The 17,187-nt window shown below is 61.9% G+C and carries 17 protein-coding genes; 5 read left to right on the top strand and 12 right to left on the bottom strand.

All coding sequences use genetic code 11. The features are described 5' to 3' along the window. Window positions 1-19: 19 nt before the first annotated feature. Window positions 20-1,627, top strand: coding sequence for an MFS transporter (locus tag CH273_RS00285; RefSeq protein ID WP_032393702.1), 1,608 nt, complete (start codon window positions 20-22; stop codon window positions 1,625-1,627). 176 nt (window positions 1,628-1,803) lie between these two features. Here CH273_RS00285 and CH273_RS00280 read toward each other — a convergent pair whose 3' ends face one another. Next, window positions 1,804-2,070, bottom strand: coding sequence for a hypothetical protein (locus CH273_RS00280; RefSeq protein ID WP_032393607.1), 267 nt, complete (start codon window positions 2,068-2,070; stop codon window positions 1,804-1,806). Window positions 2,071-2,155: 85 nt separating this feature from the next. Here CH273_RS00280 and CH273_RS00275 point away from each other — a divergent pair, with 85 nt between their 5' ends. The 4 genes from CH273_RS00275 (at window position 2,156) to CH273_RS00260 (ending at window position 6,471) form a co-directional block, all read left to right on the top strand. Further along, window positions 2,156-3,496, top strand: a complete 1,341-nt coding sequence (locus tag CH273_RS00275) for an acyl-CoA dehydrogenase family protein (protein WP_230596592.1) — start codon at window positions 2,156-2,158, stop codon at window positions 3,494-3,496. Between the two features lie 128 nt (window positions 3,497-3,624). Next, a complete protein-coding gene (locus CH273_RS00270) occupies window positions 3,625-4,281 on the top strand; it encodes a TetR/AcrR family transcriptional regulator (RefSeq protein ID WP_032393605.1) in 657 nt (218 codons plus the stop codon). Between the two features lie 471 nt (window positions 4,282-4,752). Beyond that, window positions 4,753-5,649, top strand: coding sequence for an alpha/beta fold hydrolase (locus CH273_RS00265; protein WP_052049193.1), 897 nt, complete (start codon window positions 4,753-4,755; stop codon window positions 5,647-5,649). A 519-nt stretch (window positions 5,650-6,168) separates the two neighbouring features. Then, window positions 6,169-6,471, top strand: coding sequence for a hypothetical protein (locus tag CH273_RS00260; protein ID WP_143546151.1), 303 nt, complete (start codon window positions 6,169-6,171; stop codon window positions 6,469-6,471). A 280-nt stretch (window positions 6,472-6,751) separates the two neighbouring features. Here the strand turns inward: CH273_RS00260 and CH273_RS00255 are convergent, their stop codons facing one another. The 11 genes from CH273_RS00255 to CH273_RS00205 all read right to left on the bottom strand — a co-directional run bounded on the left by CH273_RS00255 (window position 6,752) and on the right by CH273_RS00205 (window position 17,107). Continuing rightward, entirely contained in the window at window positions 6,752-7,678 is a 927-nt protein-coding gene (locus CH273_RS00255; RefSeq protein ID WP_032393603.1) for a D-isomer specific 2-hydroxyacid dehydrogenase family protein, read from the bottom strand. Window positions 7,679-7,719: 41 nt separating this feature from the next. After that, complete coding sequence (locus CH273_RS00250; protein WP_230596591.1) at window positions 7,720-8,688, bottom strand: L-idonate 5-dehydrogenase; 969 nt, start codon at window positions 8,686-8,688, stop codon at window positions 7,720-7,722. A gap of 66 nt (window positions 8,689-8,754) precedes the next feature. Continuing rightward, window positions 8,755-9,528 carry an SDR family oxidoreductase gene (locus tag CH273_RS00245; protein WP_032393601.1) on the bottom strand — a complete coding sequence of 258 codons (774 nt, stop codon included), beginning with the start codon at window positions 9,526-9,528 and terminating at the stop codon, window positions 8,755-8,757. After that, entirely contained in the window at window positions 9,525-10,163 is a 639-nt protein-coding gene (locus tag CH273_RS00240) for a TetR/AcrR family transcriptional regulator (protein WP_032393600.1), read from the bottom strand. The genes CH273_RS00245 and CH273_RS00240 overlap by 4 nt, the downstream gene beginning before the upstream one ends. 72 nt (window positions 10,164-10,235) lie before the next feature. Then, complete coding sequence (locus CH273_RS00235) at window positions 10,236-11,381, bottom strand: pyridoxal phosphate-dependent aminotransferase (protein WP_032393599.1); 1,146 nt, start codon at window positions 11,379-11,381, stop codon at window positions 10,236-10,238. A 91-nt stretch (window positions 11,382-11,472) separates the two neighbouring features. Then, window positions 11,473-12,270, bottom strand: a complete 798-nt coding sequence (locus CH273_RS00230; RefSeq protein ID WP_032393598.1) for an SDR family oxidoreductase — start codon at window positions 12,268-12,270, stop codon at window positions 11,473-11,475. Window positions 12,271-12,304: 34 nt separating this feature from the next. Then, on the bottom strand, window positions 12,305-13,618 hold the full coding sequence (locus tag CH273_RS00225) for an MFS transporter (protein ID WP_032393597.1): 1,314 nt from the start codon (window positions 13,616-13,618) through the stop codon (window positions 12,305-12,307). Between the two features lie 108 nt (window positions 13,619-13,726). Beyond that, complete coding sequence (locus CH273_RS00220; protein ID WP_032393596.1) at window positions 13,727-14,368, bottom strand: RraA family protein; 642 nt, start codon at window positions 14,366-14,368, stop codon at window positions 13,727-13,729. Window positions 14,369-14,549: 181 nt separating this feature from the next. Next, a complete protein-coding gene (locus tag CH273_RS00215) occupies window positions 14,550-15,548 on the bottom strand; it encodes a 5-oxoprolinase subunit C family protein (RefSeq protein WP_032393595.1) in 999 nt (332 codons plus the stop codon). After that, a complete protein-coding gene (locus tag CH273_RS27910; protein ID WP_052049191.1) occupies window positions 15,545-16,276 on the bottom strand; it encodes a 5-oxoprolinase subunit B family protein in 732 nt (243 codons plus the stop codon). The genes CH273_RS00215 and CH273_RS27910 overlap by 4 nt, the downstream gene beginning before the upstream one ends. 36 nt (window positions 16,277-16,312) lie before the next feature. After that, a complete protein-coding gene (locus CH273_RS00205) occupies window positions 16,313-17,107 on the bottom strand; it encodes a LamB/YcsF family protein (protein ID WP_032393594.1) in 795 nt (264 codons plus the stop codon). Window positions 17,108-17,187 lie beyond the last annotated feature (80 nt).

Raw genomic sequence — 17,187 nt, 5'->3', positions numbered from 1 at the left:
GCAAATCTTGGAGGATCGAATGTCCCTAGTGCTCGATACACCCGTTTCTTCCATGACGGGACCCTACCGACGCCGGTGGGCGGCACTCACCGTGTTGTGCGCGTGCCTACTCGTAGTGGTGATGGCAAATACCTCACTGATCGTGGCGATCCCTTCGATGTCCGAGGATCTGAAGTTGACCAGCGCGCAGCTGCAGTGGGTCATCGACGGATACACCGTCCCGTACGCAGCATTGATGTTGCTGTTCGGAGCGTTGGGGGACCGATTCGGTCGACGCCGTGCCCTAGTACTCGGCATGCTCGTCTTCGGTGTCGGTTCCGTCCTCGGTAGCGTCGCCAACTCGACCGAAGAAGTGATCGCGTGGCGCATGGTGATGGGCATCGGTGCGGCCTCAATTATGCCTGCGACTCTGTCGCTGCTTGTTGTCACATTTCCGCGGGCCGAGCGTGCAAGAGCGATCGCCATCTGGGCCGCCACATCTGGACTTGGCATCGCACTGGGTCCACTGCTTGCGGGAAGCGTACTGCGGCATTGGTTCTGGGGTGCGACGTTCCTGGTGAACGTCCCCGTGGTGATAGTCGGAACCGTGGCTGCATTGGCACTCGTACCGCCGAGCCGAGTTCCGGCCACCGGATCGATAGACTGGCTAGGCGGCATCCTTTCTATCGTTTTGGTCGGCGCGTCGGTCTACGCGATCATCGATGGCCTACACGGCGGATGGACGGTCGGACCGCTCGTCGCCGCGGCCGCCTCTGTTGTTGCCCTCGCCGTATTCGTGCTGTGGGAGATGCGACATCCGCGGCCATTGCTTTCCGTTCGGAGGCTCAGCAACCGCAAGATCAGCGGATCGCTATTGTCCGTGGGCCTACTGTTCCTCGCGGCGTTTGGATCCATCTATTTCGTCTCTCAACAGTTCCAGTTCATCTTCGGTTACGGTCCGCTGGAAGCCGGGATACGACTACTGCCCCTCGCACTCGCGGTGAGTGTCGGCTCCATCGTGTCCGGTCGACTGCTCCCTGTGCTCGGAGAACGGGTGTTGATCAGTGCCGGAATGGCGATCGCGGCCGCAGGTGTTTTGGTTCTCACGCAACTCGACGCGGGTTCCGGGTACGAGTGGTTCCTGGTCTCGCTCGTGATTCTCGGCGTCGGAATGGGTGTGGCCGAGCCTCCGGCCACCGATGCAATCATGGGGGGATTCGACGAGTCCGAACTCGGCTCGGCGGGCGGGATCAACGACACCGCAATCGAATACGGCGGCGCATTGGGCATCGCCCTGCTCGGATCAGTGCTGGCAAACACTTACACGTCGACGTTCGGCGAACGCGTCGAGTCGTTCGACATCGGCAGTATTCCCGAGCCCCTCCGTGCCGATGCAACCAATGCCGCAGGCGCGGCGAGCGAATCAGTGGGATCAGCCACCGTCGTCGCACACGCACTCGCAGACAACGGTGCGACTGCACCCTTCGCGGACGTGATCACAGACGTGGCTCGGACGTCCTTCACTGCTGCGATCGAATCCGCGAGCTGGGTCGGCGGTGCCGTTCTGGTCATGGGAACAGCTGTTGTCGCCGCAGTCCTGCCTGGTCGTCGCCTGGACTCCGCCGACAGCGGGCACAACCAAAAATAGCGACACGCTGATTCCCATCGCCGACCACATCAACACAGTCGCGACCGAAGTCGGCGACCAAGTGTCAGCGAAAGCACTGCTAATCACCCACCCGGTCACCGGACTCCTCGCTTCACAGCAACAGCAGCGAGAGCGACCGGTCAATGCGACACCCGCCCCGAACTATTAGCTGCACCTCACGACACCTCACGCAATCCTCCGAGGCGAACCACCGCTGCGGAATCCGCGAAGCCGACGAATCTTCCCTCTGAGAGAACCCGCTCCAGAACATGGCCCCGCCGACCTGAACCCAACACACCAAGGCTGCGGGGAGGTTCGAGTCGTTCGGTCCGAAAGACGATGGCATCGGCAATGTTCGCGATCTCGAGCTTGTGCGTCAGCTCGGTTCCAACGGCAATCTGGGCAGGCGGCGGTGTGTCCCAGCTGCGTGCAGGGTGTTCCATTTCTCGAAGGTCGTCGCATCCGAAGTCACCTTCCAGACAATCACTTGCTCGGCTTCGATATCTCGGATCATGGAGATTCAAACGCGTGACGTCCTCTCTCGGTTCAGTAGTCGGTCCATACTCTTGCGCCACACTATTGACCCGAAGTCAACGATGCTCTAATTTTTCTGAGACCGCGGACACATTTCAGTGCGATCCCCGTCAACTGAAACGAGGTAGGGAAATGTCGCCAGCAACAACTCCATCGATTTCCAACACGAATCAGGTGCGTGAAAACCTTCGTGCACTTGTACCAGCGCTGAAGGAGCGGGCAGCGGACAACGAACGTGACAGGCGAGTGTCCGATGACATCATCGAAGACTTACGCCGTGCCGGCGCATTTCGTGTCGCTACCCCACGCCAGTTCGGCGGGCTGGAGTCCAACCTTCGGACCATGCTCGATGTGTCGTCGATTATCGCCGAGGGAGACGCTGGCGCGTCCTGGGTGACCACTCTGTCCAATGTGAATGCCTGGGCGGTGGGCCTGTTCAACGAGCAGGCACGAGACGATGTCTTCTGCGACAGCCCAGACGCAGTGGTGGCGGGGGTGTTGGCACCGACAGTCAACGCCCGAGCGGTTCCAGGCGGCTACCGAGTAACCGGCAAATGGCCGTACTCCTCTGGAAGTCTTCACTCCGATTGGTGTGCCGGTGGCGTTCTTCTCCTCGATGACGACGACACCATGATCGACCAGGGCATGGTGTTGCTCCCACGCTCCGACTACGTCATCGAAGACACCTGGTACGTCACGGGCATGCGTGCATCGGGCAGCAACACGGTAGTGGTCGACGACACGTTCGTTCCCGAGCACCGAATGCTGTCAATGCTGACGATCATGTCCGGCTCGTACGTCGCGGAGCGCGTTGATTCGGAGTTCGCACGTTCCGCATTTGGACCTATGTTGATTACGGTGCTCGTGGGTCCACAACTAGGCATGGGGCGTGCCGCACTTGAAATCGTGCGCACGAAAGCAACCGAGAAGTCCCTGGCCTACACCACATTCGATCGACAAGCGGACTCCGTCGGTTTTCAGATGCTCGTCGCCGAAGCCGCGATCAAGATCGACACAGCACATCTGCACGCATATCGGGCCGCCGATGACGTCGAGGAGTGGGCGGAGCACGGAGAGTATCCGGATTTACTTTCTCGCGCACGTATCCGTGGCGATGCCGCAGTCGCTCTCCGTAGCATCAACGAGGCTCTGACCCTGCTACTCGATGCGATGGGATCGGGTGGGTTCGCGGAAGCAAACGCACTACAGCGAATTTGGCGGGACTCGAATGTTGCTGCCCGTCATGCCGTGACGATGCCCAGGGTGAGCATTGAGACGTACGGAAAGGCGCTGTTGGGGGCACCGCTCCACGAGCACATCACACCCATCATCTGATCGGCAGTCCCAAGTTAGTCTGTTCGAGTACTCGAATCGACTCGCTGAGAGGGGGACGTGTGGCTGATCCGCGCGCACCGCGAACGTCAACTCGTGCGGCGCGGTCGACAGAGTCTCGTCGGCGTCTGATGTCAGCCGCAGTTGAGCTGTTCGCGAGCCTGGATTACGAGAAGGTCGCCGTCGCCGACATTGCCGCGAACGCGGGTGTGGCGCACGGATTGCTCTTTCACCACTTCGGCAACAAGCGTGGAATCTATCTCGAAGCAATGAGCAGTACTGCCGCGCATATGATCTCGGCGTTCGAGTTAGATCCTGACCTGGAACCGGCGGTCAGTATCCGGGCAGCACTGACAACTCACGTGGAGTATCTCGCCGAACACCGCGGTCTTGCTTTGCGGTTGGTCCTGGGCGGGCGTGGAGCAGATCCCGAAGCGTGGGCTGTCTTCGAGCAAGCTCGCGATCAGGTAGTGCGAGCTATTGCGGTGCGTCTGGGCCTCGACCCCGACAACATGGCCCTCAGGTTCGCGAGCAAGGCGGCCGTCCGCGCGGTCGACGAGGGAACTGCGCAATGGCTCGAACTCGACGTCGACGTATCCACTGAGTTAATCGTCGAGTGGTTAATCGCTGTCGCTGTCGCGTGCGTCCGGACCGCGTCAATTCTGGATCCCAGCCTTGAAGTCGGGGACTCACTTGACACGCTGGCGAAGCCACCACGCCAACTGTCCGCCGACGATCGGTCAATGCGACGCACAATGCCGGAAGGTTCCAAGTCCCTGCCGGAATGAACGAGAGGTGTGTGCCGACAGAGTTGCCTGGATCGAAGGCGGGCGTACGCGAGTGAGGCGGTGATCGCGGTCGGAGTCGTGTCCAATAGCTGCGGCGACGGTGCGCGAAACCCGACGGTGCACTGCTGGCTCTTAGCACCACAGCGAATGGGTAGATCTCACCACGGACGAGGAGGTACCCGAGCAGACACGACAGGAAGGATGCCGCCTGCTGGCCGCGCGGTCGTAGTGGCTACATCTTCCGCGCCTGCGGAAGCAGCGGCATCACGGGCGGCCACTTGCGCCGGAGGTCGATCGATTCGCAAGGATCCACCGATACGCGCGATCCGTTTCGACTCTTGAACCAGAACCGCAGCCCTTCTATGTCAGTTCCAGAACTTCGGGCGAGGACTGGAGCCGTCCCAGCGTAGAAGTTGCTTGCGTACCAGTCTACGCCATACTCTTGACTAGAAGTCAACCAAGGGGTGGGGAATGGGAATGCTCGATGAATGGCGCGATATCTCATGGGATGACCACTACCACTACGTAGAGGTCGATGGGAACCTTATCGGGTACGTCGATTACGGTCATGTAGAACATGATTCAACGATCTTGCTCCTACACGGCATTGCTGCGAGTTGGCGATGGTTCGTTCAGATCATCCCCATCCTTGCTGAATCGCATCGCGTGATCGGAATCGATCTACCTGGCTTCGGCGGTTCCGACCTACCACGAGAGCGCCTTGGGTTCAGCGCGATGGCGCGATCAGTGGAGTCCTTTAGCCGAACGCTCGGACTGGGCGTAGTCCACTTGATCGGTCACTCGATGGGATCGATTGTGGCAACTCGAATAGCGGCGGACTTTCCCGATAGGGTTGGGAAGCTTCTCGTGACCGGTGGTCCCATTCTTGGACTCGCCGACCTACCCCGCGAACCTTTGACTACTCTCCGTCAGCAACCCCGCTCGGTTTTCTCTCTTCTGTTCGAGTCGGCAATTATCGCCGTGCGCGTTCCCCGAGGGGTTGCCAATATCGTAGCCAATTCCGCCGTCTTGCGACGAGTTACGCTCGGACTATTCGTTCACCATCCCGAAGACCTTGCACCGGAAATATTGTTGCAAGTGATGGCGGGGCTTGGCGCACGCGGATCGTTTCCGGTCCTCATATCCGTCTTCAGAGACGACCCAAACCTCAGGCTCGACAGCATCAAAAGCAACACCCTCGTGATACGAGGAGACAAAGACCCGCTGGCACCTAATTCCGACCTCAAACGATTCTTGGCAACCGTACCCGACGCTTCAGCAGTGACGATCGACAGCGCTGGTCACTGGCCACATCTTGAGCATCCTGATGAATTCTTGCTCCACGCCCTTCCGTTCCTCGCTCAATAGATCTAATACTCTCGCTCGCAGAAGCTCGGCCGCTCGCACCCCTGCGTAACATCGTCATTGAGCGGAGCTCTGGTATCACCCCCATCCCTCAGTCACGTCTGAAGACAATTTGTCGCGCGGGTAGTCCCGTACACGGGCGCTGCCCGTCGCACGAATGGACGACTTGGTCCGACTAGCGCTCACGGTGGTGCAACTCAACCAACGACACACTGAATCACCACGACCGAAGGCTCACATCGGCGACCTGCTTTTGCCCATCCTGGCAGTTTGGTCTACTACTCCGGCAGGATTGGCAACTGACGGATTTGGTGGAGCATTGATCACGTAGAGCAATTCTACATGAATTGCATTGACCGGCGGGCGGGCTAAGCTGCCGGGCGCGTGATTATTTTCGGGTGTGCGAAAGTCAACCTGCGACCCAGAATGTTTTTGATCCGCCAATCCCAAGTGACCCCCAGAACGGCTGACAGTCTGCAATATTGAAGGCCGGACCCCGCGAGAAGATGGAGCGAGACCTTGGTGTTGGGCACCGACAGCGTGCCGATCGACCACAAGGGAATCGGCACCGGAAACGCAGGATTCGGTGCGTATCAGACCGATGGACTGGTCAGGTCAGTAGCCACGCGCAGATTCTCCGACGTCGCTTCCCATCCGTTTTTCATTCACATTGTTCTGAGCGGGCGTCATTTACCTGTTCGGCACCCCCGGCTCAGCCACGTCGCCCAAGTCCGTGGTCTGGCGTTGATCTTGATTCCGGTCGAAGTCCGCGCTGTATGGGATTCGATGCTCGCGATTTCCGACGGAAGCGCTGCATTGACCTAATGGTCGGCGACTTCATCTCTGTCATGGCTGCGTTGTAGATCAAGAAGCAGCGCCGTCACAGCGTCCGCGCTGCAATGGACCTGTGCAGCCTTTCGGGTCAGCAAAGCACTCGACAGCGACGACGTCGTTCATTCATCGGCCGATGATTTCCGGAATCGAGGAGGTGACCCCACGCGGAGTCGTTGACGAACGCCTGCACTGACCGGGCTTTCAACTCCATCGCTGCTCTCCGTCGTAGGGACGTGGGTATCCGAGCAGCCTGGATCGAATGTTCTGGGCGCTAGTACCCGGCATTGAGATCAATGACTGCTTGAAGCGATGACCCAACGATGAACCTACGCACGTTTTCTTCGACGTGACGTGCGAATGCGGGTTCAAGGGCAGCAGGTGGGTTCGCTACGTGGGGGGTGACTATGGCATTCGGGAGAGTCCACAGTGGATGGCTGTCGGGTAGCGGTTCCGGCTCGGTCACATCGAGTGCGGCACCGGCGATTTCACTGTTCTGCAATGCATTGACCAGAGCGTCGGTGTCGACGAGGGACCCACGGGCGATGTTGACCAGCCATGCGTCGGACTTCATGGCCTCGAACTCCCGGGTGCTCAGCAGGTACCGAGTGTTCGACGTGGCGGGCGCGCCGAGCACCACATGATCGGCCACCGGCCACACGTCGGCAAGACCGTCCCCGCCCACCGTGTGCACAGCGCCATCGACGGGCCTGCCCGAGCGGGTGACGGCGATGGTCTGCGCACCGACCGAGGACAACATCGAGATCAGAGCACGACCGATCCCACCGCAGCCGACAATGGCAACCATAGAGCCGTGGAGCGACCGCGAGAGACGGCCGAACCCTTCTTGGTCCCAACTTGTGGCGGCGAACTGAGCCGGAAAGTGCCGTGTAGCGGCGATCAGCAGGCCGAGCGCATGCTCGGCGACGCTCGACGAGTACGCGCCCGCTGCCGACGTCCACACTCGTGACGCTTCGCCGGCCAATCGCCCTGAGGCGAGCCATGACTCGACGCCTGCCGACGGCAGCTGCACCCAGCGAACGGAATCGGGAAGGGTCGACGGGAACTGATCGGGTGAGCCAGTCCACACGACAGCGTCGGCGTCCGGGTCGTCGACGACGACCGCACCTGCCCGTTCGATCGCGACTCGCAGGTGCTGGGGCTGCGTCGGGCCGAGGTGAACGGTCGTGAGCGGTGCCATGGGTGTGGAGTCCTTGCTGTAGTGGGAGTGGTCGACGTCGATCAGCGAAGATCGAGTACTACCTTGCTCGCCCTGGTCCTGTCGCCGGCGATGGCGATGGCCTCGACCGACCGCGACAGCGGATAGGATTGAGTGAGAACGGGTTTCACATACAATCCTTCGGCCAGCAGTGCAAGCGCGGTATCGAATTCGGAACCGAACCTGAAGGCTCCGACGAGTTCGATCTCGCGCGTCACAAGCAAGTTTCCCAACAGCGGGATCGTGCCGGGGGGCAGCAATCCGAGCTGTACGACGCGTCCGCCGCGTCGCACGCTGGTCACGCATGTGGCCAAAGCCTGTGGGGCACCCGAGGCTTCGATGGCGATGTCCACGTCCGTGGGTAGATCGTCGGTATTCGTCGCGATCACCGTGGCGGTGGCTCCGACTGCGGCGGCGATGGTAAGTGCCTCCGGCACGAGGTCGGAGACGACGATCTCCGCTGCTCCGGCGTGCACGAGAACGGCGACGGTGAGGCAGCCGATCGGGCCTGCGCCGGTGACGAGCACACGCCGACCGCGAACTTCACCCGCGCGCGAAACCGCATGCAGTGCAACCGAAAGTGGCTCGGCTAAGACGGCGAGTTCGAGACCGAGACCCTGCGGCAGCTCGCGAAGCTGGTCGGCAGGAACGACGATCTGCTGGGCAAATCCGCCTTGCACGTGCGGCATCCGTGCGGCGCTACCGAGGTAGCGAGTGTCGCGACAGACATTCTGGCGGCCGTCCACGCACTCGGGGCAGACTCCGCACGGAGTTGCCGGGTGCACGGCGACCGGCGCACCAATAGCGGGCCCGTTGGTGCCAGGACCCAACTCCGCGACAGTCCCGACCACCTCGTGGCCGAGTACGAGAGGCTCTTCGACGAGAAAGTCGCCGACGCCGCCGCGCTGGGCGTAGTGCAGATCTGATCCGCAGATGCCGCCGAAGGCAATCGACACCGCGATCTGACCGGGGCCGGGCGTTCGGGGTGCCACGTCGTCGACGCGGACGTCCCCAGCCCCATGTACAACGCAAGCAAGCACAGCAGCGAGCCTTTCGGGTCAAACGACGGCGGTCATGCCGCCGTCTACGTAGACGATCTGCCCATTGACGAAATCCGATGCGGGCGAGACGAGGAACAGCAGGGTGCCGACGAGCTCCTCCGGCTTGCCCCACCGCTGGGCGGGTGTGCGCCCTTCGAGCCACTCGGTGAAGGTCGGATCGTTCACCAGAGCGGACGTGAGCTCGGTATCGAAATAGCCTGGGGCCAAGGCGTTGACGGTCAATCCGTATTTCGCCCAGTCAGCGCACATGCCGCGGGTGAGCATCTTGAGTGCACCCTTGCTAGCCGCATAGGGTGCAATGCCCGCCCTGCCAAGTTCACTCTGTACCGAGCAGATATTGACAATCTTGCCAGCACCGCGCAAGACCATCGCGCGAGCGAACTCGCGCCCGACCAGAAAAGCACTTGTCAGGTTTGTGTCGATCACGCGGTGAAAATCGTTGTCGGAGAACTCTAGCAATGGGGCACGATGCTGGACACCGGTGTTGTTGACAACTATGTGCACTGGTCCGACTTCCCTCTCGACGCGTTGAGCGGCGTCGGTGACCGCTGCCGAATCGATGACGTTGAAGGCATAAGCCCGGACATCCGCTCCGGTCCGGTCGGCAATGTCGGCTCGCGCGCGCTCTAGAGCTTCTGGATCTCGTCCGTTGAGGACGACGAGGGCTCCGGCTTCCGCGAGACCGGTCGCCAAAGCACGACCGATACCTCGGCTGGACCCGGTCACGAGCGCGACGCGTCCGGAGATGTCGAATGTTGGGTGACTGGTCATACGCGTACTCCGCTCCACGACTGACCGAGATCGATCGATCCGCGTTCGGTCGCCCAGCCGACGAGTGCTCCGCGCAACGCCGCGAACAGCTGACGCGATCCCTGCTCAGCACCCAGGCCGACCGTCTCGATGAGATCGAAGATCTCACGTGGATCGAACAACAGGTTCCACAGGAACAATGCTTCGTCACCGACGTCGGGAACACCGAGTTCGGCAGCGGCTTCGGCCAATCCGGCCTCCAGAGCCTCGGCCTGCACTGTCAGGTAGTACGTCTCCTGGCGTAGACGGTCGAGGTAGCCGCGCCTCGACCGACTCGAGACCATCGCCTCGCCGTGCTCGACGACGAGATCGACCCAGCACCGACACAGCAGTTCCACGCGCTCGAGCCCGGTTTCGTCGAGTGTTCGCCCGTAATCACGCATGCGGCAACCGACTTCGAATCGATACTCGGCGAGGATTTCCTCGACCGATCCGAACTGCCGATAGGCGGTGGCGGGGGACACCTCGGCCTCCTTGGCGACGTCGGTCATGTTGACGGAACTGTTGGGCAGTTCTGCGAGCCGGACGGCCGCAGCGATGAGGTTGCGTCTGTTGCGCTCGGTGTCACTGCGCATCGGCTTCTTCGCTGCTGGCATTCGCGCGCCTCTCGTTCGAGCCTGTTGGGGCGGGTCTTCGTCGGTGCTGGTTCCTACTGCGTCAGGACTCGGTCACCGTAGTGATGCGAGGCCTCGGCCGAGTCTGGCGACACCCTCGGTAATCGCGTAATCACTGGCAGCGTAGGACAGTCGCAGGTGTCCTTCACCATGGCGACCGAACTCTCCGCCCGGCCGGAGTGCGACACCGTGCTCGCGGAGCGCCGAGACGACCTGTACCGAAGGAAGATCCACCGAGTATCGGGGGAAGAAGTAGAACGCGCCCTCGGATACACCGATGTCGAGGCCGGGGATCTTCGCCAGCTCGGTGGCCATGAGCTCGCGTCGCTGCGCATAGATGGTGCGCATGGCCGCGACCTCGTCGGAGCAGTCGTTGAGCGCGACGAGCGCGGCGCGTTGGACGGCGCTGTTGACCGACCCATTCACGGTGTTGTGCACCCGGGCGCAGGCGGCGATGATCTCTTGCGGGCCTGTCAGGTAGCCGACGCGCCAGCCCGTCATGGCGTAGCTCTTGGAGAACGTCTGGCAGTAGACCGTGCGATCGGCGAGGCCTGGTACGTCGAGAGCCGAGACGAACGGATCTGTGCCGTATATTAATTCGCTGTAGGCCTCGTCGGCGATCACGATGGTGTCGCTCTTGTGCAGTGTGTCGGCCAAGACCTCGAGTTCTTTGGCGCTGTGCACGATGCCGGTGGGGTTGGACGGATTGCAGAACACGAACAGCGTTGCGCCCTGCAAAGCTTCGGCCAGTGCGTCGAGGTCCCAGTGCAGGTCGTCCTGTAGCGGTACCGAAACGCAGTGTCCTCCGGCCAGATTCACGAGGTCCGCGTACAGCGAGTACGTGGGGTCCGGGATGACGACCTTGTCGCCGGGGCTGACGATGGACAGAATCGACGCGGCCAAGCCTCCCGTACCGCCGTGCGTGATCAGCACCTCGTTGTGCGATGACGCAGCGGCGGAACGAGCAAGTACGTTCTCGAAGACGGCGGCGCGTAGCTCCGGGTCTCCGAGTAGGGGTGAGTAGTGGGTGTAGCCCTCGCTCAATGCGTCGGCTGCCGCCGCGCGGATGGCCGTGGGAGTGTCGAAATCCGGTTCACCCATGGCCAGTGACACCATGTCTCCGGTCGACTGTGGTTGCTGCACACGCAACGACGCGTCTTCGACCCGTCGTACCGCGTCGGATGAGGAAAACGTGATCACGGGAGTACCGGACCCCTTCTGTTCGAAAGAGATGAGTTGAGCCTCTCGCATATGAGAGAAGTTTCGCATTTTATCGCCGGGTCCGTCAAGATCACGTCCCGGCCATGCCGTCGGGAGCGCCCTTCCAGCGACTCGCCTCGATGTCGCCCGCGGTGTCGCGAAGGTAGGTCGGCGCGATGACCAGTTCCTCGATCACCGTTCGGGCCGGCAGTGTTGCGCACAGAACTACGGCCCGAGCCACGTCGTCGGGTTGAACCATGGCGTCGCGGACCTCCTGGCTCGGCGGTTGAGCGCGGTTGTCCATGATGGGGGTGCTGACCTCGCCGGGCAGAATGCATGTCGCCCGGATGCCGTCGTTGCGAAACGTGTTGTGCAAGTAGGTCATGAAGTTCCGGACCCCGGCTTTCGCTGCTCCGTATGCGGCACCGCCGAGCAGATTCGGTCGCAGCGCGGCAAGCGACGACACTGTGATGATCGATCCGGCACCCCGCTCGATCATGTCCGGTAGCACGGCTTGGGTGAGCAGATAGACGGCCGTGAGGTTGACCCCGAGGACCCGATTCCATTCCTCCTCCCGAATCCAGCGGACGTTGAGGATGGTGCTCGCGGCACCGGCATTGTTGACGAGAATGTCCACCGGCCCGATCTCCCTGCGCACCCACTCGACCAGCGCGCTCACCTCGGTCGCGTCATCGATGTGCGTCGGCCGGACCGCGACGCTGCCGCCCCCAGCGGTGATGGCGTCGGCGACCTCGTCGAGCACGTCTCGGCGACGCCCAACGAGCACCACCGTCGCGCCCTCCCGTGCGAGGTGTTCGGCAGTGGCTCGGCCGATGCCTGTGCCTGCGCCGGTGACGAGTGCAACCTTGTTGGACAACGTGGGTGTCATGATCGGTCCTTCTGGTGGGTCGAGCCGTGTGCGGTCACCGGTCGGCGAGCGGTTTTCCTGCTGTTTCGACCAGCTTGAGCGTCGCTACTGCAGTGATCACCGCGGTGAGAATGACCGCGTATGCCGGGATGCTCTTGTTGCCGGACAATCCAATCAGCCAGTTCATCACCAGCGGAGCGCTTCCGCCGAAGATGACCGTGGTCATGTTGAAACCGATGCTGTATGCGCTGTACCGAACGTTGGTGGGGAACAGTTCGACGAGCTGTACGTGGATGACGGCGGCGTGACCGGCGAACAGGAACGCCAGGATGCACCCTGCGAGCGCCGCAAGCGCCATGTGGCCCTGCGAGATCAGGAAGAAGCAGGGGTAGGCCGTGACGGCCATGCCGACGGCCGACCACAGCAGAATCGGCTTGCGGCCGATGCGATCCGACAGCCGGGCCGCAAATGGAATGGCGAGAAGAATGGCGATGAGGCTGATCGCAGTGACGGCGAGGCCCTGCAGCTGACTGAAGCCCTGTTCCTTCTTCAAGTACGTCGGCATGTAGACGAACAAGATGTAGTAGCCGGGACCGTTCAGAGCGGGGAGCGCAATGGTCATGGCGATCGCCTTGAGGTGACGCTTGGATGTCAGCGCGACCTTGAGCGGATTGCGCTCGACGGTGTTGGCCTCGCGCAGCGCCTGGAAGTGCGGGGTGTCCTCGAGCCGCTTACGGATATAGAACCCGATGAATCCCATGGGCACTGCAAGCAGGAACGGGATTCTCCACGCCCACGATTCGAGGACGCTCTGGCCGAGGATCGAGATGAGCGCGCTGGACAGGAGGCTGCCGAAGAGCAAGGCGGTGAATGAACCCATGGCCAACCACGAGGTGGTCCGCGCACGCTTGTCGTCGTCCGAGTACTCGCCGACAAACGACATGGCTCCCGAAACTTCTCCGCCGGCGGAGAAGCCCTGAATCATCCTCATCGCGATGAGGAGAATCGGTGCTGCCCAACCGATGGTCTCGAAGCTCGGGATCAGTCCGATCGCGGCTGTGGAGCCGGAGATCATCAGAATCAGCACTGCCAGAAGGGATTTACGGCCGAACTTGTCACCGAGATACCCCGAGATCACGCCACCGAACGGCCTGACGAGGAAGCTGACGAGGAATCCGACATACGTGAGCATTATTCCGCCCGACGAATCACCACCGGGCGCAAAGACGATCGCGAGCGTGGGAACGAGCAGACCGTAGATGCCGTAGTCGTACCATTCGACGAAAGATCCGATGGTGCCGGCGACGGTGACCTTCTTGACCACTTTCGCCTGGCTGTTCGCCGTCGGTACGTCCTTTGTTGCTGTCATGATGTGTCTCTTTCGGATTCGCTGGAGTCATGGTGTGGCCGAGCTCGTGAGAGATGTGCCGTTGCCCAGCTGCAGCGATGGGCACCGAAGTGGAGAAGGGTGTTGGGGTCAGCGGGGAGCTGCCGCGTACATGGCCGCGACCTCCGCGTCGAGGGCAAGCTCGCGTTCTGCGATCTTGGCGGCCCCGGCGAGTACTTCCTCGGCCCGTGACGGCGGAACGACGATGACGCCGTCACTGTCGCCTGCAACGATGTCGCCTGGGTTACAGACGATTCCGCCAAGTGCGACGGGAGAACCGATGACACCGGGGCCGTTCTTGAACGGACCGGCAGGAGTGATGCCACGGGAGAACATCGGGAACCGGAGTTCGGCGATGATGTCGCGGTCGCGAACACATCCGTCGACGACGGCACCGACCGCACCGTGCGCTGCGAACCGCTGAGTGAGGTTGTCGCCGATCACCGCACGGTGGAGGTCACCGAACCCGTTGACCACGACGACGTCGCCGGGGCGAATGTACTCGAGTGCGTCGATGATCGCGGCGTTGTCACCGGCGGCGGTGAGAATGGGCAGCGCGCTCCCGACGAATCGCGCGCCGTTCCACACCGGGGTGATTCCCGCGTCACAGATACCGAGCCGGTCCATGGCGTCGCCGAGGTTGGCGACGGGGTACCGAGCGAACCGGGCGATCAGCTCTGCAGACGGGCGGGTCCAGCCTTGTTCTATTCGGACGAGCGGAGTGGTGGTCAACGAGAAATCCCTTCGAGAGCGGAGCCACAGCAGATGTCGCAGTGCTTTGAAATGAGAATCTATTCTTGTTTGGGAGAACTTTCCCGTTTTTCGCGAGATTGGTCAATGGGTTTGTGTGAAGACTGAGTTACGGCGCGTGAACAGCGTGTGCTGCGTGACTTTCGCGGACCCGCTAGGGCCGTCAGATTGCGGCAGCAATCCCCGTGGGAACACCGATGGAGCCGAAGATCGACGCCATGGCCCGCCCGAGTGTGTACAGATCCTGCTGCTGTGAGCGATACTCACGTACCGCTGAATCTGTTGTCGTCCATCGAATTTGAAGCTTCCTGCCCGGACCTGCTTGACCGAGCAGCGACAGCGAGACCCGTGTTGCGATTGCAACGATGGGATAGCCGGCAGTGAGCGATCTGGCTCGGCCGAGAATGATCAACTCGTCCGAGTGTGGAATCTCGATTGCACCGATAGGGATTCCGTGCGAGGTGATCTCCGGTAGTCCTACCGGGTGCAGCACGGGCCCGTCCAGTCGTAAACCGACGTGGTCGGATTGGGGGCCGACGGTGTAGATGGAGTCCTCCAGCAACTCCCTCATGTCTACCGCAGCGTCGATCTCGGGGCCGTCGGTCACGTCGATCGTCCAGGTCTCGCGTCGAAGATTCGGCACGACGACGAGCGGATCGAACAGCGGTATGTCGGAGTAGGGGTGGAAGAAACTCTCGTAATCGGTTCGCACACGGACGATGTCACCTGATCGGAGGCGCTGGGGAAAGCCCATTCGTGCGTCCGGAGCAGCACTGCCGAGGAAGAGGTCCGTCTCGATGTCGCCGTTGATCGCGAGGTAGAGCCGGATCCCGTCCCGCACGTCGGTCACCGTGACGACGGATCCGCGTCCGACGCACACCGGCTGCCACATCGAGACCGGTAGGCCGTCGACCCGCACCGTCGCATTGGCTCCGGTGATCGAGATCAGCAGGTCCGCATCGGCGACTGCCGAGAAGTGCGACCCCATGATCTCGAGGCAGGTGGCAGCACGGTTGTTTCCGACCAGAAGGTTTGCGGCACAGGCCGAATATTGATCGGCAGCTCCGCTGACCGGTATTCCCAATTGCTCGACGCCGGTGCGACCGAGATCCTGCAGGGTGGACAACCACCCGGCGTCGATGATGCGCAGACCCGCACTCACGAGAGCTCGTCGATCGGCTGCAATGGAAGCCCGAGGCGGTCGTTCCACTCGGATGCGTCGAGCGCGACGAACGTGAAGTGGTCTCCGGGGCCGTACGCAACCACAGGATCGCGATGAATGTCGAACAGGGCCAGCGGTGTTCGACCAAGGATGCGCCATCCGCTCGGACCTGGCGCGGGTCCGATGATCGAGTTCTCACCTGCTGCCATGACGGCACCGCCCGGAACCGCGGAACGTGGTGCCGATCGACGGGCGAGCGGGCCGCCCAGATATGGCGCGCGCATCATGGGTGCGGTGCCGGATCCGAGAAGCTCGACCATGTGCGCGGACTCGGTGAACCGGGCGACGAGTTCGCTCGGAGAGATGCTCAATTCTTCTGCTGCAGAGTCCAGATCAGGACCGAAGTCTCCGCCGAATACGGTCGGAATCACAAAGCGGCGGCCCGGTACGCCGGTAGCGTCGGCTTTCAGTGCTGCGTCGACAGCCTCGGACAGAGCGGCGTCGATACCGTCCGCGTCGTGTGTCGCGCAATCATATTGCACAAGTATGGAATCGAGCCCTGCGACGATATCGGTCACGCCGTCGACCCGCGCCGCCAGTACCTGTGTGCGCACGGATCGGGTTGTGCGTCCCCGAACTGTCTTGTCGGCGGCAACCACGGTCAGCATGATCGCCGCATCGCCGTACTGCCGGTGGTCCACCCGGACGGCCGCCTGCGTATCGGACATCGGACTGATTTTCTCGGTTTCCGTGCCGACGCCCGGTCAGGCGTTGACAGCGTGGCGTGCGGACAGAATGGTACGCAACGGTGCAACGTCCACGCCGGCCTCGTGCAGTGCGCGATTTATCGAGCGCGCATTGTCGATCGCATCCGCGTTGTCTCCGTGCAGCAGAACCAGATCGCACACCTGTGGGACGTCCTGTCCGTGCACCGATGTCACGACGCCTTCTCTGATCATGCGCACCGTGCGTGCGGCGATGGCGTCGACGTCGTGGATGAGGGCGCCGGGTTCGGTTCTGAGAACCGGGGTTCCGTCGTTCTCCATGCCGCGGTCGGCAAGGAAGACGAGTGCGACCTGCAGTCCGCGAGCCCGTGATTCCTCGGCGAGCAGTCCCTCCTGCGTGACGACGATGAGCGACGGATCGAACGACGCGACAGCGTCGGCGACTCCCCGTGCGTGGGTTGCATCCGTCACCGTCAGGTTTCCCATGCGTCCGTGCGGGTTCACGTGCGAGATCGATCCGCCCTGTGCCTTGACGAAGGCGCTGAGAGCTCCGATTTGGTACAGAGTGTCGGTGCGGATCTCGTCTTCCGTGCATGCCATCGCACGACGACCGAAGCCGACCAGGTCGGGATATCCGGGATGCGCTCCGATTTCGACACCGCGCTCGATACAGGCGCGAACGGTCTGCTCCATCACGCGCGGATCGCCCGCATGGAACCCGCACGCGACATTGGCCGTGGTGATCAGGTCCAAGATGGCGTTATCGTCGCCGAGCGAATAGTTGCCGAAGCTTTCGCCGATGTCAGCGACGAGAGCTACCGAATTGTGCGACATGAATTCTCCTGGAAGTCAGGGCGACTTGGGCGGGCCGACCGTCAAGCGTCAAACTACGACACTCTTCTAATATGCGAATA

The sequence above is a fragment of the Rhodococcus sp. 05-339-2 genome (genome assembly GCF_002258965.1).
GTDB lineage: Bacteria > Actinomycetota > Actinomycetes > Mycobacteriales > Mycobacteriaceae > Rhodococcoides.
This window is presented reverse-complemented; position numbering and strand designations above follow the sequence as displayed.

Coding starts and splice junctions, on each gene's coding strand:
- CH273_RS00265 (WP_052049193.1), top strand. CDS start 4,753: ATGGGAATGCTCGATGAATGGCGCGATATCTCATGGGATGACCACTAC.
- CH273_RS00255 (WP_032393603.1), bottom strand. CDS start 7,678: ATGGCACCGCTCACGACCGTTCACCTCGGCCCGACGCAGCCCCAGCAC.
- CH273_RS27910 (WP_052049191.1), bottom strand. CDS start 16,276: ATGTCCGATACGCAGGCGGCCGTCCGGGTGGACCACCGGCAGTACGGC.
- CH273_RS00245 (WP_032393601.1), bottom strand. CDS start 9,528: ATGACCAGTCACCCAACATTCGACATCTCCGGACGCGTCGCGCTCGTG.
- CH273_RS00230 (WP_032393598.1), bottom strand. CDS start 12,270: ATGACACCCACGTTGTCCAACAAGGTTGCACTCGTCACCGGCGCAGGC.
- CH273_RS00270 (WP_032393605.1), top strand. CDS start 3,625: ATGTCAGCCGCAGTTGAGCTGTTCGCGAGCCTGGATTACGAGAAGGTC.
- CH273_RS00280 (WP_032393607.1), bottom strand. CDS start 2,070: ATGGAACACCCTGCACGCAGCTGGGACACACCGCCGCCTGCCCAGATT.
- CH273_RS00205 (WP_032393594.1), bottom strand. CDS start 17,107: ATGTCGCACAATTCGGTAGCTCTCGTCGCTGACATCGGCGAAAGCTTC.
- CH273_RS00225 (WP_032393597.1), bottom strand. CDS start 13,618: ATGACAGCAACAAAGGACGTACCGACGGCGAACAGCCAGGCGAAAGTG.
- CH273_RS00240 (WP_032393600.1), bottom strand. CDS start 10,163: ATGCCAGCAGCGAAGAAGCCGATGCGCAGTGACACCGAGCGCAACAGA.
- CH273_RS00285 (WP_032393702.1), top strand. CDS start 20: ATGTCCCTAGTGCTCGATACACCCGTTTCTTCCATGACGGGACCCTAC.